Origin of the sequence: Pseudomonas sp. IT-P44, assembly GCF_949768225.1 — a bacterium.
Lineage (GTDB): Bacteria > Pseudomonadota > Gammaproteobacteria > Pseudomonadales > Pseudomonadaceae > Aquipseudomonas > Aquipseudomonas migulae.
Genome location: NZ_CATKQM010000024.1, coordinates 336,671 through 354,615, shown reverse-complemented (window position 1 = coordinate 354,615; position 17,945 = coordinate 336,671). Strand labels below are relative to the sequence as shown.

General features: G+C 59.6%; 18 protein-coding genes. 12 read left to right on the top strand and 6 right to left on the bottom strand.

The features are described from left to right. Positions 1–23: 23 nt before the first annotated feature. From argE to ACM6IO_RS15235, 4 genes are all read right to left on the bottom strand, one after another. Positions 24–1,175: an acetylornithine deacetylase gene (gene argE, locus ACM6IO_RS15250; protein ID WP_414911781.1), complete on the bottom strand. Its 1,152-nt coding sequence runs from the start codon at positions 1,173–1,175 to the stop codon at positions 24–26. Next, positions 1,172–1,849 carry a DUF1028 domain-containing protein gene (locus ACM6IO_RS15245; RefSeq protein ID WP_008038956.1) on the bottom strand — a complete coding sequence of 226 codons (678 nt, stop codon included), beginning with the start codon at positions 1,847–1,849 and terminating at the stop codon, positions 1,172–1,174. The genes argE and ACM6IO_RS15245 overlap by 4 nt, the downstream gene beginning before the upstream one ends. A 121-nt stretch (positions 1,850–1,970) precedes the next feature. Further along, entirely contained in the window at positions 1,971–2,387 is a 417-nt protein-coding gene (locus ACM6IO_RS15240; protein WP_008038953.1) for a RidA family protein, read from the bottom strand. Between the two features lie 21 nt (positions 2,388–2,408). Continuing rightward, positions 2,409–3,719, bottom strand: coding sequence for a flavin-containing monooxygenase (locus tag ACM6IO_RS15235; protein WP_414911780.1), 1,311 nt, complete (start codon positions 3,717–3,719; stop codon positions 2,409–2,411). Positions 3,720–3,926: 207 nt separating this feature from the next. Here ACM6IO_RS15235 and ACM6IO_RS15230 point away from each other — a divergent pair, with 207 nt between their 5' ends. The 5 genes from ACM6IO_RS15230 to ACM6IO_RS15210 all read left to right on the top strand — a co-directional run bounded on the left by ACM6IO_RS15230 (position 3,927) and on the right by ACM6IO_RS15210 (position 8,967). After that, the gene (locus ACM6IO_RS15230; RefSeq protein WP_414911779.1) at positions 3,927–4,898 is read left to right on the top strand and encodes a bifunctional helix-turn-helix transcriptional regulator/GNAT family N-acetyltransferase; all 972 of its coding nucleotides are present in this window, start codon (positions 3,927–3,929) and stop codon (positions 4,896–4,898) included. A gap of 39 nt (positions 4,899–4,937) precedes the next feature. After that, complete coding sequence (locus ACM6IO_RS15225; RefSeq protein ID WP_008027160.1) at positions 4,938–5,318, top strand: RidA family protein; 381 nt, start codon at positions 4,938–4,940, stop codon at positions 5,316–5,318. 247 nt (positions 5,319–5,565) lie between these two features. Beyond that, on the top strand, positions 5,566–6,660 hold the full coding sequence (locus tag ACM6IO_RS15220) for an alpha/beta hydrolase (protein WP_414911778.1): 1,095 nt from the start codon (positions 5,566–5,568) through the stop codon (positions 6,658–6,660). Between the two features lie 60 nt (positions 6,661–6,720). Further along, a complete protein-coding gene (locus tag ACM6IO_RS15215) occupies positions 6,721–7,776 on the top strand; it encodes an alpha/beta hydrolase (protein WP_414911777.1) in 1,056 nt (351 codons plus the stop codon). Positions 7,777–7,794: 18 nt separating this feature from the next. Next, complete coding sequence (locus tag ACM6IO_RS15210; protein ID WP_414911776.1) at positions 7,795–8,967, top strand: cupin domain-containing carboxymuconolactone decarboxylase family protein; 1,173 nt, start codon at positions 7,795–7,797, stop codon at positions 8,965–8,967. Here ACM6IO_RS15210 and ACM6IO_RS15205 read toward each other — a convergent pair. Further along, positions 8,955–9,848, bottom strand: coding sequence for a LysR family transcriptional regulator (locus ACM6IO_RS15205; protein WP_414911775.1), 894 nt, complete (start codon positions 9,846–9,848; stop codon positions 8,955–8,957). The genes ACM6IO_RS15210 and ACM6IO_RS15205 overlap by 13 nt on opposite strands. A gap of 91 nt (positions 9,849–9,939) precedes the next feature. Further along, positions 9,940–10,794, bottom strand: coding sequence for a LysR substrate-binding domain-containing protein (locus tag ACM6IO_RS15200; protein ID WP_223436590.1), 855 nt, complete (start codon positions 10,792–10,794; stop codon positions 9,940–9,942). A 134-nt stretch (positions 10,795–10,928) separates the two neighbouring features. Between ACM6IO_RS15200 and ACM6IO_RS15195 the strand changes: the two genes are divergently transcribed. From ACM6IO_RS15195 to ACM6IO_RS15165, 7 genes are all read left to right on the top strand, one after another. Beyond that, on the top strand, positions 10,929–11,981 hold the full coding sequence (locus ACM6IO_RS15195; protein WP_414911774.1) for an agmatine deiminase family protein: 1,053 nt from the start codon (positions 10,929–10,931) through the stop codon (positions 11,979–11,981). A 4-nt stretch (positions 11,982–11,985) separates the two neighbouring features. Beyond that, positions 11,986–12,894 (top strand): N-carbamoylputrescine amidase, encoded by a 909-nt coding sequence (gene aguB / locus ACM6IO_RS15190; protein ID WP_192228276.1) that lies wholly within the window; start codon positions 11,986–11,988, stop codon positions 12,892–12,894. Between the two features lies 1 nt (position 12,895). Further along, a complete protein-coding gene (locus ACM6IO_RS15185) occupies positions 12,896–13,993 on the top strand; it encodes an extracellular solute-binding protein (RefSeq protein ID WP_414911773.1) in 1,098 nt (365 codons plus the stop codon). A 23-nt stretch (positions 13,994–14,016) separates the two neighbouring features. Next, a complete protein-coding gene (locus tag ACM6IO_RS15180; protein ID WP_414911772.1) occupies positions 14,017–15,141 on the top strand; it encodes an agmatine deiminase family protein in 1,125 nt (374 codons plus the stop codon). 41 nt (positions 15,142–15,182) lie between these two features. Then, a complete protein-coding gene (locus ACM6IO_RS15175; protein ID WP_414911771.1) occupies positions 15,183–15,641 on the top strand; it encodes a metallophosphoesterase family protein in 459 nt (152 codons plus the stop codon). 395 nt (positions 15,642–16,036) lie between these two features. Further along, positions 16,037–16,930, top strand: a complete 894-nt coding sequence (locus tag ACM6IO_RS15170) for an amidohydrolase family protein (RefSeq protein WP_414911770.1) — start codon at positions 16,037–16,039, stop codon at positions 16,928–16,930. Positions 16,931–16,965: 35 nt separating this feature from the next. Next, positions 16,966–17,931, top strand: coding sequence for an alpha/beta fold hydrolase (locus ACM6IO_RS15165; RefSeq protein WP_008038933.1), 966 nt, complete (start codon positions 16,966–16,968; stop codon positions 17,929–17,931). The last annotated feature ends 14 nt before the right edge of the window (positions 17,932–17,945 follow it).

Here is a 17,945-nt window from a genome sequence, read left to right as displayed (position 1 = left end):
GCGTGCGGTCACGAATATTGGTTTTATTTACAAATGGATGTGAGCATTCGTTGCAGCATCGCGTCGCAGGCATTGAGTTGTTCGAGGCTGACGAACTCATCCGGTTTATGGCCCTGATCCATGCTCCCGGGGCCACAGACAACGGTGGGGATTCCTGCGGCGTCAAACAGGCCGCCCTCGGTGCCAAAGGCCACTGTTCCAAATTCCCTGGAACCGGAAAATGCAGCGATCAACTCAGCCGCTTCGCTGTGTGCATCCGTCGCCAATCCGGGATACGCCGACAACTCGCTGAAGCGAATCTCGCTCTGTTCACTGACCGCACGCATTCGCGGCAGCACTTGCTGCTCGGCGTAGGTTTTCAGTTCCTGGGCGACTTCACTCGGATCATGCGAGGGCAGGGCGCGTATTTCGAAGTCGAAGCGGCAATCGGCCGGAACGATGTTCAAGGCTTTTCCACCGGAAATCACACCGGTTTGTACGGTGGAAAATGGCGGATCGAAACGCGCATCGTGATGCTCGGACGCTTTCAGTCGGTTACCGATTCGTCCCAGTTCGCCGATCAATTCGGCGGCGTACTCAATGGCATTGACCCCAAGCGGCGCATACGCCGAATGGCACGCTTCACCGTGAATATCACAGCGCATCGCCAGTTTTCCCTTGTGCCCGAGCACCGGTTTCAGCTCAGTCGGTTCTCCAATGATGCAGAGCATCGGTTTGACCGGGCGTAGTTCCAGTTCCGCCAGTAAGGAACGTACACCGAGGCAGCCGACCTCTTCATCGTACGAAAGCGCGATGTGCACCGGCAGTCTCAGCGAAGCGTTTACCAAGGACGGAACGAGGGCAAGCACGCAAGCAATGTAGCCCTTCATGTCCGCCGTACCGCGACCGTACAACTTGCCATCGCACTCGGTCAGTTCGAACGGCGCAACGGTCCACGGCAGGCCATCGACGGGCACCACGTCGGTATGTCCCGACAGCACGATGCCCGGCTTGTCCGCCGGGCCGATCGTGGCAAACAGATTGGCCTTGCTGCGCTGCTCGTTGTAGATCAGTTCACAAGGCACATCGAGACTCGCGAGATAGTCGCGGACAAACTCGATGAGCAGCAGGTTCGATTCGCGGCTCGTGGTGTCGAACGCCACCAGGGTTTGCAGCACGTCGCGGCTGCTGCTCATCGGTCGTCTCCGGCGACGCCGTAGCCGGGGGATTTGTCCGGGGCGAGGGCGCGGTCGATGTAGTCCTGGACTTGTGGGCGGTAGGCGTCCCAGAGTTTTTCCAACCCACCGATGGGGTCTTCATCTGCCCAGTCGACCCGCAGGTTGATGATCGGCCAGGTCAGTTCGCCGACCACCACCATCGCTGCCGAATGCACCGGCCCGGCTTCGCCACCCGCGGCGATGGCGGCTTTCATCGCGGCGAGCAAGCGGTCGGCGAGTTGACCTTCGCCGTGTTCGAAGGCCTCGACCATCGCCTCGATCACGCCCCGGTCCGCAAGCATGTTGCCGGCGGCCACACATTGTTCGCCGGACACGGCGTTGTGGTTGCCCAGGGTTTGCGCGCCGCTGAAGTGGGCGGTCTGGCCGAGGTGGTCGATGGCGGTGATCTGCCGGTATTGGCTGTAGCCGTTGCGCGTGAGGACCTTGTCCAGCGCATCGAAGGGGGCGAGGCCTTGCTCCATCAGGGCGAGGACGTCCGGGCCGAGGGAGGGCAGGGTGATGTTTTGCGTGGAGACGGCGCCGACACCCGGCAGCAGCCACGGGCAGCGGGCGCCGACGGCGATGCTGGAAGAACTGATGGCGATGCCGAACTGACCGGTTTCGGGGCAACGGGCGGCGATGGAGAAGGTCATGGGGTTTGCTCCTTGGCAAATGAGGTGTCTGGGCGGGCCTCTTCGCGAGCAAGCTTCGCTCCTACAGGAAATTCGGATCACCTGTAGGAGCGAAGCTTGCACGCGAAGGCCGCGACTCGGTCTACTCGGGAATCACCGCAATCACATCAATCTCCATCAACCACTGCGGTTGCCCCAACGCCGATACCACCAACCCGGTCGAAATCGGAAACACACCTTTCAACCACTTCCCGACTTCCTGATACACCGGCTCGCGATACCGCGGATCGATCAGGTAAGTCGTGGTTTTGACGATGTGACTGAGGTCGCTGCCAGCCTCTTCCAGCAACTGCTTGACGTTGCGCATGGCTTGCTCGGTTTGTGCACGCGGGTCGCCAAGGCCCACCAGACGGCCTTCGAAATCAGTCCCGACCTGGCCACGGACATAAACCGTGTTACCGGCGCGGACCGCCTGGCACAGGTCATTGTCCAGGCTCTGGTTCGGGTAGGTTTCCTTGGTGTTGAACATGCGAATACGGGTATGGGTTGGCGTGGACATGTGAAGCTCCTGGAAAATGGCTTAAGCGCTGACAGTTTTTTTAGGGGCGAGCGAAACAACTTCCGCCTCGCGTTGCGCCGCATCGTGGTAGTCGAGGTACGAACGCTGAATGGCGATGTGATCCGCCACGTACTTGGCGTCATGCCAAACGCCCCAGATGAACGAAGAGCCGCGACGGGACTGCCAAGGCAAACCGAGGAAGTACACCCCCGGTTCGCTCGACACACCGCGTTGATGCTGTGGTTTGCCTTTATCGTCGAAGGCATCAACCTTCAGCCAGCTGTAGTCCGTGGCAAAACCGGTGGCCCAGATGATTGAGGTCACGCCGGCCTTGGCCAGGTCCAGCTCAAGAATCGGATGGGTCACGCACTCCGGATCGGGGAAAGTGATGCGCGCTTCCGGTTCTTGCGGCAGGTCCAGGCCATTGCGTTCGATGTAGGCGTCGGCGGCGTTGAGCAGCGCCAGATAATTCTCGTCGCCACGCGCCAGGTTCTCGGCCAGGTTCGGCTGGAAGGTCGCCACGCCGCCGTTGAACGCCTGGGTCAGGCCGACCAGCGTAATGCCGCGATGAGCGAGGCCGCGGAAGTCCACCGTACGGCCGCCATGTGCGCCGCTGACCGCGATGGTCACGTGTTCGCGACCGGGCTTCATCGCCGCTTGATCCCACTCGCCAAGCACCCCCAGCCACCAGCAGAAATCACGGTTGCGATAGGCGCGAGGCGGGCGGTCGTGGGCGCCGACCGAGAGGTAAACCTGCTTGCCGGCCCGCTGCAATTCATCGGCGATCTGCACGCCGGACGAGCCCGCGCCAACCACCAGCACTGCGCCTTCAGGCAGTTGCTGCGGGTTGCGATAATCGGCGGAGTGGATTTGCAGGAAAGGCTGATCCTGCGGCGCAATCGGCGGAATCACCGGCCGCTGGAAAGGCCCGGTGGCGGCGACCACACGGTTGGCCTCGATCACGCCTTCAGAAGTTTCGATGGTGAAACCCGGACGGCCAACGTTGCGTTCAACTTTCAGCACGTCCACGCCGGTGCGGATCGGCGCGTTGAATTTCTTCGCGTAGGCTTCGAAGTAATCGGCCACGCGTTCTTTCGGTGCAAACTCGTCGGGGCTGAGGTCGTCAAAATCAAGGCCCGGAAAACGGTCGTGCCACGCCGGACCATTCGCCACCAGCGAATCCCAGCGCCCGGTGCGCCAGCGTTCGGCGATACGATTGCGCTCCAGCACCAGGTGCGGCACGCCGAGTTTGCTCAGGTGTTCACTCATGGCCACGCCAGCCTGACCGGCACCAACAATCAGCGTATCTGTTTTTATTTTTTCAGTGGTCATCTCTATACCCTTCGAGTTGGATTTAGGTCGCGAACGGCCTGCCATTTCTTGGGCTCAAGACTAGGGATGACCCTGTTATCGGTAAAATATTATTAAGCTGGCATTTGAGTATAAATAACTGATGCAGAGCGTTTGACTCAGCGCCTGTTGAACCCTCACACTGAAATATGGTTGTATGGTGCAACTATTTTTCAGGGGAGGCCTGAAGTGACCACTCATCCCGCTCTGGTTGAAGAAATCCGCTCTGCGTCACGCACAATGGTGCGTGAGTTGGGCTTCATGCGCGCCACGCTGGCGGCAACCGACTACTCACCTTCAGCCGTACACGCGCTGCTGGAAATCGAAGCACACCTGGCGCTGACCGCCGCTCAACTCGTGCAATTGCTCGATCTGGACAAGTCCAGTGTCAGCCGCATGGTGGCCAAGCTCATCAAGGCCGGCGAGCTGGTGGAAAGTGCCGACAGCGATGGTCGCGTCAAGCGCCTGCAATTGACGAAGCAGGGCCGGCGCACGGTGGCTGCGATCCATGCTTATGGGCGAACGCAGGTCCAAACGGCGCTGGAACACTTGAATCCATCACAACAACAAGCGGTCGCCCAAGGGCTGGCGGCGTATGCCCACGCCCTGAATGCACACCGTACCGGCGAAGGAAAAGCGCCGGGCAACCCGGTCGAGATCAGCGTCGGTTACCGTCCCGGTGTCGTTGGGCGCGTGACTGAAATGCATGCCATTTTCTACGCCAGGCACTCAGGGTTCGGGCAGTTTTTCGAGAGCAAAGTCGCCAGCGGCATCGCTGAGTTCGTGGGGCGTCTGAACCAGCCCTGCAACAACCTCTGGGTGGCGACAGTGAATGATCGCATCGTCGGCTCGATTGCCATCGACGGGCAGGATCTGGGTAACAACCAGGCCCACCTGCGCTGGTTCATCCTTGATGACGGTTGCCGTGGTGGCGGGGTCGGCCGTCAGTTGTTGCGCGAGGCCGTGGAGTTCTGCGACCGGTTCGGCTTCGAGGCGATCGAGCTGGCAACGTTCAAGGGCCTGGACGCCGCGCGTCGGCTTTATGAAGCTGAAGGTTTTGAGCTGACCCACGAACAACAAGGCAGTCAGTGGGGCAGCGTGGTGACTGAACAGCAATTCACCCGCCGCAGGGGAGGCGCAAGTCACCCGGTGAAGCTGTAAACTCCCCACACTTTTTACTTCCTCGAACAAGAGAACCCCATGGCGAACCAAGACATCACCTTCACCCCTGATCCCGACGCGGATTCCATCTCCTCCGACGTGGCCGGCTTCAACGGCATCCTGGTCTCCACGCAGATCCCGACCCGCGCCGACGGCAGCCTGGAACTGGGCGACATCACCCTGCAGAGCGAATGCACGTTGCAGGCATTGAAGGTTGCGCTGGAGCGCGCCGGCAGTTCCATGGACCGCGTCATGCACCTGACCATCTACCTCACCGACATGGCCGACCGCGCCGCGTTCAACGAGGTGTACAAGCGCTTCTTCGCCAAACCGTGGCCGGTGCGTGCGGCTGTTGGCGTGGCCTCGCTGGCAGTTGAAGGCATGCGTGTGGAAGTGACCGCGATGGCAGCCAAGGGCTGAGCAAAATGGTAGGAGCAGCCGGTCGACGCTCGATTGCTCGCGATGAACTCAGGCGCAACGCGTTTACTCAGAAAGCGCGCGTTATCGTTGGCCTCCATCGCGAGCAGGCTCGCTCCTACAGGGAAAGTGTTGGGCATTCTCATCACATTTATGTGATTTTGGTATTAGTGCTATCCGATTAGTACTGTTTATCAATCAATAGTCTGAGGGTAAGTTGCTTCTCTGCGTTTCTCGCCGAGAGCACCCCATGACCCATCCCGTTATTCTCTATCGTGTTTCAGCCCTGGCAAAGGCGGGCACCCTGTGTTTTGCCCTGTGCACCTCTGCGGTCGCCGAAGCGGACGAGCGCAGTCCGCTGGTCATCAAGGAGCAGGGCAGCGTGATTGCCGGCGGGAGGGTTGAGACTCAGCCGGGCATCTTTGACCCCTACAAGCCTGCCCTGACTGATGGCCAAAGCTACCATGGCGACCATGTGTATGCGTTCTACCAGGTCCCGGTTGACGCTCGCCCGTTGCCGATTGTCATGTGGCATGGCGCGGGGCAGTCTGCGAAATCCTGGGAAACGACGGCTGACGGACGCGAAGGGTTTCAGAACATCTTCTTGCGTCGCGGCTTCTCCACCTGGTTGATCGACCAGCCGCGCCGTGGCGATGCCGGACGCAGTCTGGTTGAAACGACGATCAAACCGGTGGCGGACGAGCAGATGTGGTTCAACCAGTTCCGCATTGGCCTGTGGCCCGACACTTTCGAGGGCAGCCAATTCCCTCGGGGTCCGCAGGCGCTGGAGCAGTTCTTCCGTTCGATGACGCCCAACACCGGCCCTTATGACATTGAGGTCGTATCCGATGGCGTATCCGCGCTGCTGGAAAAGACGGGGCCGGCCATTCTGTTTACCCACTCGCAAGGTGGCGGGCCCGGTTGGCTGACGGCGATCAAGAGCCGCCATGTGCGGGCTATCGTCGCATTTGAACCGGGCAGCAGCTTCGTGTTTCCCGAGGGGGAAGGTCCCGCGCCGATCCCCAGCGCATTCGACACAGTCTCGGCACAGATCGTCTCGAAGGAACAGTTCGAAGCGCTGACCCGTATCCCCATCCTCATCTTCTACGGCGACAACATCCCCGACAAACCGGTTCGTTTGCCTGCTCAGGACAGCTGGCGTGCCCGTCTGGAGATGGCGCGCCTGTGGCGTGATGCGGTGAATCGCCATGGCGGTGACGTAAAGCTCATTCATTTGCCGGAGATCGGGATCAAGGGCAATAGCCACTTCCCGTTTTCTGACTTGAACAACATCGAGATCGCGGACCTGGTTTCGACCTTCCTCGCAGAAAAAAATCTTGATTGATTACGCGCACGGCCATGGCTGCCGTGCACCTTGGAAACAGGAATTGGCAGGAATATTCATATGACGCGAACCACGATAAAGGCCACATTCCTGGCCGCCATGATCGGGATGTCCGGAGCCGAAGTCGAGGCAGGGGACTACAAGCAGAACCCATTCACATTGACCTACGGTGGCGCGCTGACGAAGAACGAGCCCGGAAAGGTCAACATCCATCCGGTCACCTACAAACTCAATGGCCTGGACATTGCCGCCAACGTTTACACCCCCGCGAACTATGACTCGGCGAAGAAGTACCCGGTTGTTGTCGTGGCACACCCCAATGGCGGGGTGAAGGAACAAGTCGCAGGCCTGTATGCCCAGCGCCTGGCAGATCAGGGCTACATCACGATCACTGCGGATGCGGCGTATCAGGGAGGCAGTGGCGGTCAGCCGCGCAACGTCGACAAACCGGCGAACCGCGTCGAAGACATCCATGGCATGGCGGATTTTATCGCTGGCTATCCGGGCGCCGACGGCTCGCGTTTGGGCTTGCTCGGTATCTGCGGCGGTGGCGGCTATTCATTGAAGGCGGCACAAACCGACAAGCGCTTCCAGTCCATCGCAACGGTGAGCATGTTCAATTCCGGACGGGTACGGCGCAATGGCTACAGGGATTCGCAGCTGTCCACCGTTCAGGAGCGTTTACGGCAGGCTTCGGCTGCCCGTGCCCAGGAAGCGGCAGGCGGAGAAATTCTCTACACCGGCGATGCCAAACTCACCGACGAGCAGATCGCCAAGCTGCCATTTGATTTGTATCGGCAGGGTTTTGAGTACTACGGCAAGACTCATGCTCACCCCAACTCGACCTTCAGATACACCCTGAGTAGCCTGCTGGACCTGATGAGCTTCGATGCGACGGATCAGATCGAACTGATCGACAAGCCGTTGCTGATGATCGCGGGCAGCAAGGCGGACAGCCTGTATATGTCGGAGCAAGCCTTTGCCAAGGCCACCGGTACACAGGACAAGAAGCTGTTCACCATCGATGGCGCAACTCATATCGAAACCTATTGGGTGCCTGAGTATGTGGACATCGCCATTGCGCAGTTGAACGCGTTTTACGCCAGAGCGCTCTGACTTGAGGGATCGGTCATTATGAAAAACACTCTTTTGGGTATCGCAGTTTGCGTCGCAGCGCCCTTCGCCAGCGCTGCGGGTGCTGAAAATGCCGGTGAGTCCCGGTCCGTTCAGCAGATCAGTCGCGCAGGCTCCCAATCTTCCACAGCGGGACCGGCGGATTACTTTACCGGGCAAGTGCGCGTCGACCCCTTGTTCCCCGTCACGAATGAAATCAATGCGTCCAGCGCCTACGTGACCTTCGAGCCGGGGGCGCGTTCGGCCTGGCACACCCATCCCGCAGGCCAGCGATTGGTGGTGGTTTCCGGCGTGGGTTTGACTCAGGAGTGGGGCAAGCCTGTGCAGGAAATCCTCCCCGGCGACGTGATCGTCTGCCCGCCGGGCGTCAAGCATTGGCACGGCGCCGCACCGTCAAGTCCCATGACCCATCTGGCGGTGACCGGTGCTGTGAATGGCAAGAGTGTGGATTGGCTGGAGAAAGTCACCGACGATCAATACCGCGCCCACGAGCCCGTGACGCCGACATCAATGTCCACCGAAAATCTCGCTTCCGAGGTGCTGTCCGCGAGGCAGCAAGCCATCCCGCTGATTGCTGCCCATATGGCCAGCAGCAACATGCCGGGGCTGAATACTGCATTGAATCAGGGGCTGGACGCGGGCCTGACCGTCAGCGAGGCGAAGGAAATATTGGTGCAGCTCTACGCCTACACCGGTTTTCCACGCAGTCTCAACGCACTTGGAGAGCTGATGAGGGTTGTGGAGGCGCGCAAGAAAAACGGCGTCCAGGACGATCCGGGGCGCGAGCCCGGTCGTATCATTCCCACCGGAGGTGAACTGCTGGCGGTGGGCAAGGCCAATCAGACCCGCATTGCCGGCGCGCCTGTTCAGGGCCCGCTGTTCGACTTTGCACCTGTCATCAACCAGTATCTGCAGGCGCATTTGTTCGGCGATATTTTCGAGCGCGATAACCTGGACTGGCAAAGTCGTGAGTTGGCCACGGTCGCAGCGTTGGCCGCCACCCCCGGTGTGGAGTCACAGCTGCGTTCGCACATGGCCGCCAGCCTGCGGGTCGGCCTGAGCGTTTCGCAATTGCGCCAATTGGTCCGGCTGCTGGCGGAGCAAGGCCATGCCGATGCGGCCAAACGTGCCGACGAGGCGCTGAATGCTGCCCAGGCAAATCAGCCCAAATAGCGCAGGGCTTCGCGCAGCAGTGCGAAGGCGGGCGAGCTCTGGCGTCGGCTCGGGTAGTAGAGGTGGTACCCCGAGAACGGCTCGCACCAGTCCGCGAGCACGCGAATCAACCGGCCTTGCGCAATATGCTCCTGTACCAGGTCTTCGGGCATATAGGCCAGCCCCAACCCCTGAAGGGCGGCCTCCATGCGCATGGCGATGTTGTTGAACACCATTTGGCCTTCGACGCGTACGTTCAGTTCTTGCCCATCCTTCTCGAACTCCCAGAGAAAGAGGCCGCCGTAGGTGGGCATGCGCAGCGTAATGCAGTTGTGCTGCATGAGGTCGCTTGGGAGGGTCGGCTGCGAATATCGAGCGAAATACGCAGGGGAGCCGACAACCGCCATGCGCATGTCGGGACCGATGCGCATGGCGATCATGTCTTTGGCGACCTGCTCACCCAGCCGAACACCAGCGTCGAAGCCTTCCGCCACAATGTCAGTCAGGCCGTAGTCGACGATGATTTCGATATTGAGATCGGGATTGTCGGGCAGCAGCTTCGCGAGTACCGGTTGCAGGACCGTAATCGCGGAATGCTCGCCGGCCGTAATACGCAGCTTGCCTGCGGGCTTGTCGCGGAATTCGCTGAGCAATGCCAGCTCGATGTCGATCTCTTCGAACCTTGGGGCGATCACTTTCAGCAGATGTTCGCCCGCTTCCGTGGGGGATACGCTGCGCGTGGTTCGAGACAGTAATCTGACGCCCAGTCGCTCCTCCAGTTGGCGCATGGCCCGGCTCAATGCGGGCTGTGACATGCCCAGCCTGGCAGCGGCGCGGGTGAAACTGCGCTCCTGCGCCACGGCCGAGAAGATCGCGAGTTGGTCGTAGCTTTCAACGGTCATTTGTACGTCCCTGGGTCACGTTTCCAAAGAGGAACGAGGAGCTTACCTTGAGGCCTGCGAAAGCGCTTTGCAGGATGTCGAAAAGACCGCGTCACGTCAGGTTGTTCAGCAACCATTCGATAAAACTGCGCGCCAACGGATTGTTCTCACTGTCACGGTGCGTCAGCAACGCCCAGTTCGGCCCGCGAATGGTTTCCTCCACCAACGGTTGCAGCAGTCCGTTGTCACGCGCCTGCCGACTCAGCAACTGGCTGACCAGCGCAATCCCTAACCCCGCGCACGCCGCGTCCAGCAGCAATCCGGGGTCGGAAAAATTCAACCCCTGATCCTTCTGCCCCACATCGATGCCGGCCTCGACGTCCCAATGGCTCCAGTCCATTTCCCGCTCGCCGTGCAGGGTGGTGCGCTGTTCGATGGGCACGGCCAATACATCGGGATGACACGCCGGATAGAGGCGATCGGCGTGCAGCACTTTGAAGCTGCATTCGGCCTGGGAGCTGATGTCATCGCGCACCGCGAGGTCGATGGTCTGGGTGGCCATGTCCGGGACTTCATCGGTGCTGAAAATCCACAGATCAACCTCCGGATGCTGCCGGCGAAAATCCCCAAGACGTGGCAGCAGCCAATGACGAGCGAACGTCGGCGTGGTGTTGAGCACCAGTTGATTGGGTTTCTGGTATTGCCCGAGACGACGAATGCCGACCGACAATTGCTGCAACAACGCTTGCGTGGTGCTGAGCAAATCGTGGCCGGCATCGGTCAGGCTGACGCTGCGTCCACTGCGGAAAAACAGTGGCTGTTCAAGGTACGCCTCAAGCGTTCGAATCTGTTGGCTGATCGCCGATTGGGTCAGGTGCAGCTCGTCGGCGGCCTTGTGAAAACTGCCCAGGCGGGCAGCAGCCTCAAAGCCGCGAAGGGTGCTGAGCGGGGGCCAGTGCTTGAGCATATTGATAAGTTCCTCTAATCACTTTTCTGCAAAATCCATCGTTTGTTAGCCCGTTTTTACAGCCGTAGCATGCATGCCAAGACCGCAAAGGTCATTTTCATTGAACACAATGACTTAACTCAAGGGCGATTGTCATGCAGCAGAACGAACTTCAGAACAGCGGCTGGTTGATGCCGGCAGAATGGGTAAAGCACGCAGCGACCTGGATGGTCTGGCCACACAATCAGGCACTCTGGGAGTCGGGTTGGCGCGTCACCCTCGCACAAGTGCAAAAGGATTTCGCCGGGGTAGCCAACGCCATCGCTCGTTTCGAACCGGTGAAAATGGTCGTTGATCCGTCTGCTGTCGCGAGTGCCAAGGCGCTTTGTGGTCCGAACATCGAACTGATCGAGTTGGCGGTGAACGACAGTTGGTGTCGCGACTCCGGCCCAAGCTTCGTTTGCCACCCGCAACAAGGGTTGGCCGGTGTGAGTTGGCGCTTCAACGCGTGGGGCGGCAAGTCGGCGCACGATCTGGATGAAGGCCTGGCGCGCCGCGCACTCAATCACTTGGGCTTGCCGTGCTTCGGCACACCGCTGAGTAACGAAGGCGGGGCGATCCATGTCGATGGCGAGGGTACGCTGATCACCACCGAGTCGGTGTTGCTCAATCCCAATCGCAACCCCGGGATGACCAAGACTGAAATGGAGGAGATTTTCACGCGTCTGCTGGGCGTGAAGAAAACCATCTGGCTGCCGGGCGATCCGGACTACGTGACCGGCGACATGACTGACGGCCATGTCGATGGTGTCTGCGCATTCGCACGCCCCGGCGTGTTGCTGGTGGACGCGACACACGACAAGCAGTCGGTGTATGCCGAAGTGGCTCGCGAGAATCGCCGCGCGCTGGAACTGGCCACCGATGCCCAAGGCCGGAAGTTCGAGCTGATCGAACTCTATGAAGCCACTGACGCAGTGGACACTGAAGCTGAAGTGTTCTGCGCCTCGTACACCAATTTCTACATCGCCAACGACGCGATCATCATGCCGACCTACGGCATCGATGCCGACCACGCAGCGGCCGAAGTGTTGGCTCAGGCATTCCCTGGGCGTGAAGTGGTGCCGGTGCGGATCAATCATCTGGCCCATGGCGGCGGCGGGGTGCATTGCATCACCCAGCAACAGCCTGCCTGGCCAGTGAAGGGTTGATGCCATGACTCTATTGACGATTGCTACCACCCAAATGCCCTGCACCTGGGATTTGCCGCGCAACCTCGACCTTGCCGAGCAGTTGGTTCGCGAGGCCGCGGCGAAGGGCGCTCAGGTCATCCTGTTGCAGGAACTGTTTGCCACGCCGTATTTCTGCATCGAGCAAAGCCACAAACACTTGGCACTGGCCGAAGAATATCAATACAGCCGTGTACTCAAACGCTTTGCCGCCTTGGCCAAGGAGTTGGGCGTGGTGCTGCCGCTGAGCTGGTTCGAGAAGGCCGGCAACGCGTATTTCAATTCTCTGAGCGTGGCCGATGCCGACGGGCGCTTGTTGGGCGTGTATCGCAAGACCCACATCCCCAACGCCATCGGTTATCAGGAGAAGGAATACTTCAGCCCCGGCGATACCGGTTTCCGGGTCTGGGACACGGCGTTCGGGCGCCTTGGCGTGGGGATCTGCTGGGATCAGTGGTTCCCCGAGACCGCCCGTTGCCTGGCGTTGATGGGCGCTGAAGTCTTGCTGTTTCCCACCGCCATCGGTTCTGAACCTGGCTGCGCCGAGCTGGATTCCCGTGACCACTGGCAGATGACCATGCGTGGCCATGCGGCCGCGAACATCCTGCCGGTGGTGGCCGCCAATCGCGTCGGCCGAGAAGCGGCGACCACCGATCCGACCTTGCAAATGGGCTTCTATGGCTCGTCGTTCATCTGCAATCACAAAGGCAAAATGCTCGCCGAGGCCGACCGTGACAGCACCGGCGTGCTGGTGCACAGCCTGGACTTGAGCGCCATGCGCGAAGAGCGCCTGAGCTGGGGCATCTACCGCGACCGTCGCCCTGAGATGTACGGGGCGTTGTTGAGTCAGGACGGTCGTCACCTTCATGCACGCTGGAACACTCAAGGAGTTTGATATGGGCATTGCGCACACGTTGTTGCTCGGCACCTTGGGGTTGGCACTGGCCTCGTCGTCGCTGCACGCCGAAGAGAAAACCCTCAGGCTGTACAACTGGGCCGATTATTTCGCCGAGGACACGCTGGCGAAATTCACCGCCGAAACCGGGATCAAAGTGATCTATGACGTCATGGATGGCAGCGAAACGCTGGAAGCCAAGATGCTCGCCGGTGGCAGCGGTTATGACCTGATCTTCCCTGGCGACACGGTGGCCGAACGCTTGATGCGCGCCGGCAGCCTGCTGCCGCTGGACCGCAGTAAACTCACCGCGCTGGACGACATCGAGCCCGGTTTGCAGAAACTGCGCAGGCAGTATGAAACCTCGAGTCAGGCCACCGTGCCTTACACGTGGGGCACCATCGGCCTGACCTACAATGATGAGCAGATCAAACAGCGCTTGCCCGATGCGCCGGTCAACAGCCTCGATATCTTGTTCAAGCCGGAACTGGCCGGCAAATTTGCCGACTGCGGTATTTCGATGATCGACTCACCGGACGAAGTGCTCGCCGTGGTGCTCAATTACCTCGGTCGGGAACCGCGCAGCGCCAGGCCCGAAGACCTCGCGGCGGCGAGTGAATTGCTGATGAAACTGCGGCCACACATTCGCAAGTTCCAGTCGCAGCCGGTGACCGATCTGGTTAATGGCAATCTGTGCGTGTCGCTCGGTTACAGCGGCGACATGACCCAGGCGCAACGGACGTCCGACAGCGCCGGCAAAAGCACCCGATTCGAGTACCGCATCCCCCGTGAAGGCACCACCGTGTGGATGGACACCATGGCGATTCCGGTCGATGCGAAACATCCGGAGTACGCTTATGCGTTCATCAACTTCGTCATGCAACCACAGAACATGGCCGACATCAGTAACTTCACCGGCTACCCGACCTCCAACGCCAAGGCGCGGCCGAGCGTCGATGCGACAATGCGCAACAACCCGGACATCTATCTTGATGAAGCCACCTATGCGCGGCTGATTCCGGGCAAGGACATCCCACAATCCGATATGCGCGCGCGGATGCGCACCTGGACCAAGTTCAAGACGGCCACCGCAAAATGAGTTCACTTTCCAAGGATCAATACATGTCGACGCGTCGCGAGTTCATCAAGCAGGTTTCGGTCGTGGCGGGGATGGGGGCGGTTGCCTCCATCGGATTTGGCCTGACGCCTTTGTCCGCGCACGCAGCCACCCAAGTCGGTTGGCGCATGCCGGATGAGGGCGATCGCCACGAGCAAGCCTTCATTGCTTTTGGTGCACAAGAGGCGATCTGGGAGGATTTCACCGCCGACGTGCAAGCGGCCATTGGCCTGATTGCGCACACCATCGCCCGCCATGAACCGGTTACCGTTTTCTGTCGCGAGCACGAGCGGAGCCTGGCCGAAGAGCATTGCGGCAAGAGCAACATCACCTACGTCGTCACCGAACTCGACGACATCTGGATGCGCGACATCGGCGCCAACTTCGTCATTGATGACAAGGGCGTACTTGGCGCCGTGGATTTCAATTTCAACGGCTGGGGCAACAAACAGCAGCACGCCGAAGATGCGCAACTGGCAGCACAGGTGGCCGACGCCACGGATGCGCGTTACCTGCGCAGCGAACTGGTGGGCGAGGGCGGCGGTATCGAAGTGGATGGTCACGGCACCGGGATCATGACCGAGAGCAGCTGGATCAATAAAAATCGCAACCCTGACTGGAGCAAGGCCGAGGTCGAGGAAGAACTGAAAGCCCGCTTGGGCCTGCGCAAAATCATTTGGCTGCCGGGCATCAAGGGCAAGGACATCACCGATGCGCATGTCGATTTCTACGCGCGTTTCGTCAAGCCCGGCGTGGTAATCGCCAACCTCGACAACGACCCCGAGTCATACGATTACAAGGTCACGCGGGCTCATCTGGAAATTCTGAAAAATGCCACGGATGCCGATGGCCGCAAGCTGCAAGTCCATACTGTGTCGCCGCCGCTCAATCCACGAAAGAGCAGGTTCAACCGCAACAACCCGGACTTTGCAGCCGGCTATATCAACTACTTCGTGATCAACGACGCGGTGATTGCGCCGGAGTTTGGTGACAAGGCGGCAGATGCAAAAGCCTTTGATCTGTTGTCCGGGCTCTATCCGGATCGAGAGGTGGTGCAGCTGAACATCGACGCAATTTCCGCTGGGGGTGGCGGCATACATTGTGTGACCAGTCATCAGCCGTTGGTTTAGTCTGTGATGCTCCACTGCTTGAGCCTGGTCGGGAGCTTTGTATGAAGGTTGGCGTGATTTCCGATACCCATGGATTGCTTCGCCCTGAGGCCCTTGCGGCTTTGGAGGGGTGTGAGCGGATCATCCACGCGGGCGACATCGGTAGCTCCGAAATCCTTGAGCAGCTGGGGGCAATCGCTCCATTGAATGTCGTGCGCGGGAACAATGATCTTGACGCTCCCTGGGCAAAGGATCTTGCAGATTGCCTGCGTTTCGACCTCAACGGGTGGGAGGCGTTGCTGGTGCATGACATTGCCGATGTCCCGGCCGTGCTTGATGCGACGGTCAAACTGGTGATCACCGGCCATTCGCACAAGCCGTGCATCGAATGGCGCGGTGAAGTGCTTTATCTCAATCCGGGCAGTGCGGGGCGCAGGCGCTTCAAACTGCCGGTGACGCTGGCGTTGCTGGAGGTATTCGAGACTGCTTTAGAACCGCGCCTGGTCTCGTTGCTGGAGTGATGTGCGCGAAGCAAAAAACGGTTCGTTGGGTGCGCTCTACCGAAAATCGGAACTGAAGTTCGAGGAAGAGGGCCTGCTAACCTTTCGATTTGGCAGCAAGCTCAGGACAACAAATTTTCGCCATCCCCCAAACCGACAGTAAGACCATCAGTTGGTCGAAGTTTTTTTTCATGTTGTTCAATTTCCGCCCGCAATGCAGCAGCGCCGCTGCCTTCAAGCGCAATCGGTAGCACCGAGAGCAAATCCGGTCATCCCGGTCCAGGCGCTGTTTCCAGAGTCCTCCGTACCCGTCAAATCACAAATGGCGAAATTTTGATACTACACGTCGGGTTGACGGGAGCGACGAAGCGCTGACGACGATTATTGTTTTCGCACAAAAGCAGGAAACAATAATCATGCTGCCGTCGAACAAAAGAATTGATAGTCACGTTCACTTTTACACGTCGGATGATCTTCGTCGGGTGGCTGGCTCGCTGCCTTACACCTTGCCTGAACCGCATCCGCTGACGACTTATCTGGACAAGCTGATTGATGCCGGAGTGGTTCCGACAGTCATTAACAATGTCCATCTAAGTATCCTGCCGGATTCAGAAAACGTGTTTGCTTCGTTTGATGAACTGAAGAGTCTCCAGGCTGCGAATCCTTCGCGCTATGAGGACGTCAGGTTGGTCGGGACGATCAAGGCCGAACCCGCTTACGCCACCAAAGAACGCCTTTCGCACCCGCAGGTTATCGGCGCGCGAATCGTTCTGCACGATGCCAGGCCTGAAACGGTTTCCGATACGCGCTTCAGTGATGAGCAATGGTCGGCGTTTTATGCGCGTCTGTTACCGCACCAGCACCTGCACATTTATGCGAAAGAGGCCGAGACCAATCTGCGCGTATTGCGCCAGATCCCTGACGATGTGCGCGTCATCATCGATCATCTGGGCAGCTGCCACAGCGAGCGCGGCGCCACGGAGCCGGCTTACCTTGCGCTACTTGCCGAGGCGGGAAGGCGAGGCAACGTGTGGTTCAAGGGGCCGGGCTATCGCACCTCGGTCTCTCCCGTGGAAACCGCACGTTTCGTCACGCAAATAGTCGGCGCCCTCGGCGCCGACAAGATTCTCCTGGAAGCCACCGACGCCCCTCATGTGGGAACCGACAACAACGGTGTGGCGTATTCCGAGCTGTTTGATTTGCCCAGCGCTTTCGATTTCGTCGATGCCGTTGCGCAGCTTGTTTCTACAGAAACCCGAATTCCCGTTGGCCAACTTCTTCGAGGAGCTTCTGGCCAGTTGGTTAGTTGATCTACGCCCACACTCACACTTCGAGATACCCAGCGATGACGAACATCATTACCCAAGAAATCAACTTTGCCGTTCAGTACGGCGATGAAACCCTGAGCCTCAAAGGCACGGTCTTTCAGCCAGAACAAATCGACGCGGCACTTCCACCCGTCATCTTCAACTCCGGCTTCACCGGCGGCGTCACCATGTACGGTCAGCTGTTCGGCCGTGCCCTGGCGGCCCGGGGCTATCGAGTCATGACGTATGACGTGGCGGGTTTCTTTTCCAACAAATACATCCGCAACACGATTAAGGCCGCAGGCATCGAGATCACCGATGTCAGCCTGGAAGACCAGAAGGATGAAGTCCTCGGCGCCGTAGCCTGGGCACGAGACAATTTTGGCGAGATGCCAGTCGTGGCGTCCTGGGCGATGGGCTCGACTGCGAGCCTCGGCGCGGTGGCTGAACTCGCCGCAGCGGGTGGCGAGCAGATCCGGTTTTGGGTGCCGATGAGCTACACCAACATCAGCAAGTTGCAAGCCTTGCGCACCGACAAAGCCGCCGCCGACGCTGCGATCCAGCAATTGGCGGATGACGCGCCGATCCCGCCGTTTGATACCGGGACCGAATCGACTCGTCTGGGTTATTACCCGCTCGATCCTGAAACCCAGGCCTACGTTGATCAGCAACTGGGCGGCTACACCGAAGCGGGCGGCGCCGACCGTTGGCCTGGCTGCACGCATGTGACGGCAAAATCCTACAAGTCCTATGTGGCGTATGACCCGGAGCAGTCCATCGAGGGGGCAAAAGGCTTCCCGCCAGCGCTGATCATCCACGGCGCCGAGAACACCCTGCACATGCCGTCGGAATCCGAGCGTTTGCACCGGCACTACCCGGGTGATGCAGGTGCGGGTGCGCTGATCATCCCGCACATGCAGCATGGCCAGCAGAATCAGGTCGACAGCCCTGTTTTCAAGTCGATGATCCAGAGCATCGACGAGGCGATCCGCGCCCGCAGCTGATCCGCTCGCCACTC

Excerpts from the sequence above, each read along its gene's own strand:
- ACM6IO_RS15215 (WP_414911777.1), top strand. The coding sequence starts at position 6,721 with ATGACGCGAACCACGATAAAGGCCACATTCCTGGCCGCCATGATCGGG.
- ACM6IO_RS15195 (WP_414911774.1), top strand. The coding sequence starts at position 10,929 with ATGCAGCAGAACGAACTTCAGAACAGCGGCTGGTTGATGCCGGCAGAA.
- ACM6IO_RS15235 (WP_414911780.1), bottom strand. The coding sequence starts at position 3,719 with ATGACCACTGAAAAAATAAAAACAGATACGCTGATTGTTGGTGCCGGT.
- ACM6IO_RS15180 (WP_414911772.1), top strand. The coding sequence starts at position 14,017 with ATGTCGACGCGTCGCGAGTTCATCAAGCAGGTTTCGGTCGTGGCGGGG.
- ACM6IO_RS15220 (WP_414911778.1), top strand. The coding sequence starts at position 5,566 with ATGACCCATCCCGTTATTCTCTATCGTGTTTCAGCCCTGGCAAAGGCG.
- ACM6IO_RS15205 (WP_414911775.1), bottom strand. The coding sequence starts at position 9,848 with ATGACCGTTGAAAGCTACGACCAACTCGCGATCTTCTCGGCCGTGGCG.
- ACM6IO_RS15225 (WP_008027160.1), top strand. The coding sequence starts at position 4,938 with ATGGCGAACCAAGACATCACCTTCACCCCTGATCCCGACGCGGATTCC.
- aguB (WP_192228276.1), top strand. The coding sequence starts at position 11,986 with ATGACTCTATTGACGATTGCTACCACCCAAATGCCCTGCACCTGGGAT.
- ACM6IO_RS15170 (WP_414911770.1), top strand. The coding sequence starts at position 16,037 with ATGCTGCCGTCGAACAAAAGAATTGATAGTCACGTTCACTTTTACACG.
- ACM6IO_RS15240 (WP_008038953.1), bottom strand. The coding sequence starts at position 2,387 with ATGTCCACGCCAACCCATACCCGTATTCGCATGTTCAACACCAAGGAA.
- ACM6IO_RS15245 (WP_008038956.1), bottom strand. The coding sequence starts at position 1,849 with ATGACCTTCTCCATCGCCGCCCGTTGCCCCGAAACCGGTCAGTTCGGC.
- argE (WP_414911781.1), bottom strand. The coding sequence starts at position 1,175 with ATGAGCAGCAGCCGCGACGTGCTGCAAACCCTGGTGGCGTTCGACACC.
- ACM6IO_RS15165 (WP_008038933.1), top strand. The coding sequence starts at position 16,966 with ATGACGAACATCATTACCCAAGAAATCAACTTTGCCGTTCAGTACGGC.
- ACM6IO_RS15200 (WP_223436590.1), bottom strand. The coding sequence starts at position 10,794 with ATGCTCAAGCACTGGCCCCCGCTCAGCACCCTTCGCGGCTTTGAGGCT.
- ACM6IO_RS15210 (WP_414911776.1), top strand. The coding sequence starts at position 7,795 with ATGAAAAACACTCTTTTGGGTATCGCAGTTTGCGTCGCAGCGCCCTTC.
- ACM6IO_RS15175 (WP_414911771.1), top strand. The coding sequence starts at position 15,183 with ATGAAGGTTGGCGTGATTTCCGATACCCATGGATTGCTTCGCCCTGAG.
- ACM6IO_RS15185 (WP_414911773.1), top strand. The coding sequence starts at position 12,896 with ATGGGCATTGCGCACACGTTGTTGCTCGGCACCTTGGGGTTGGCACTG.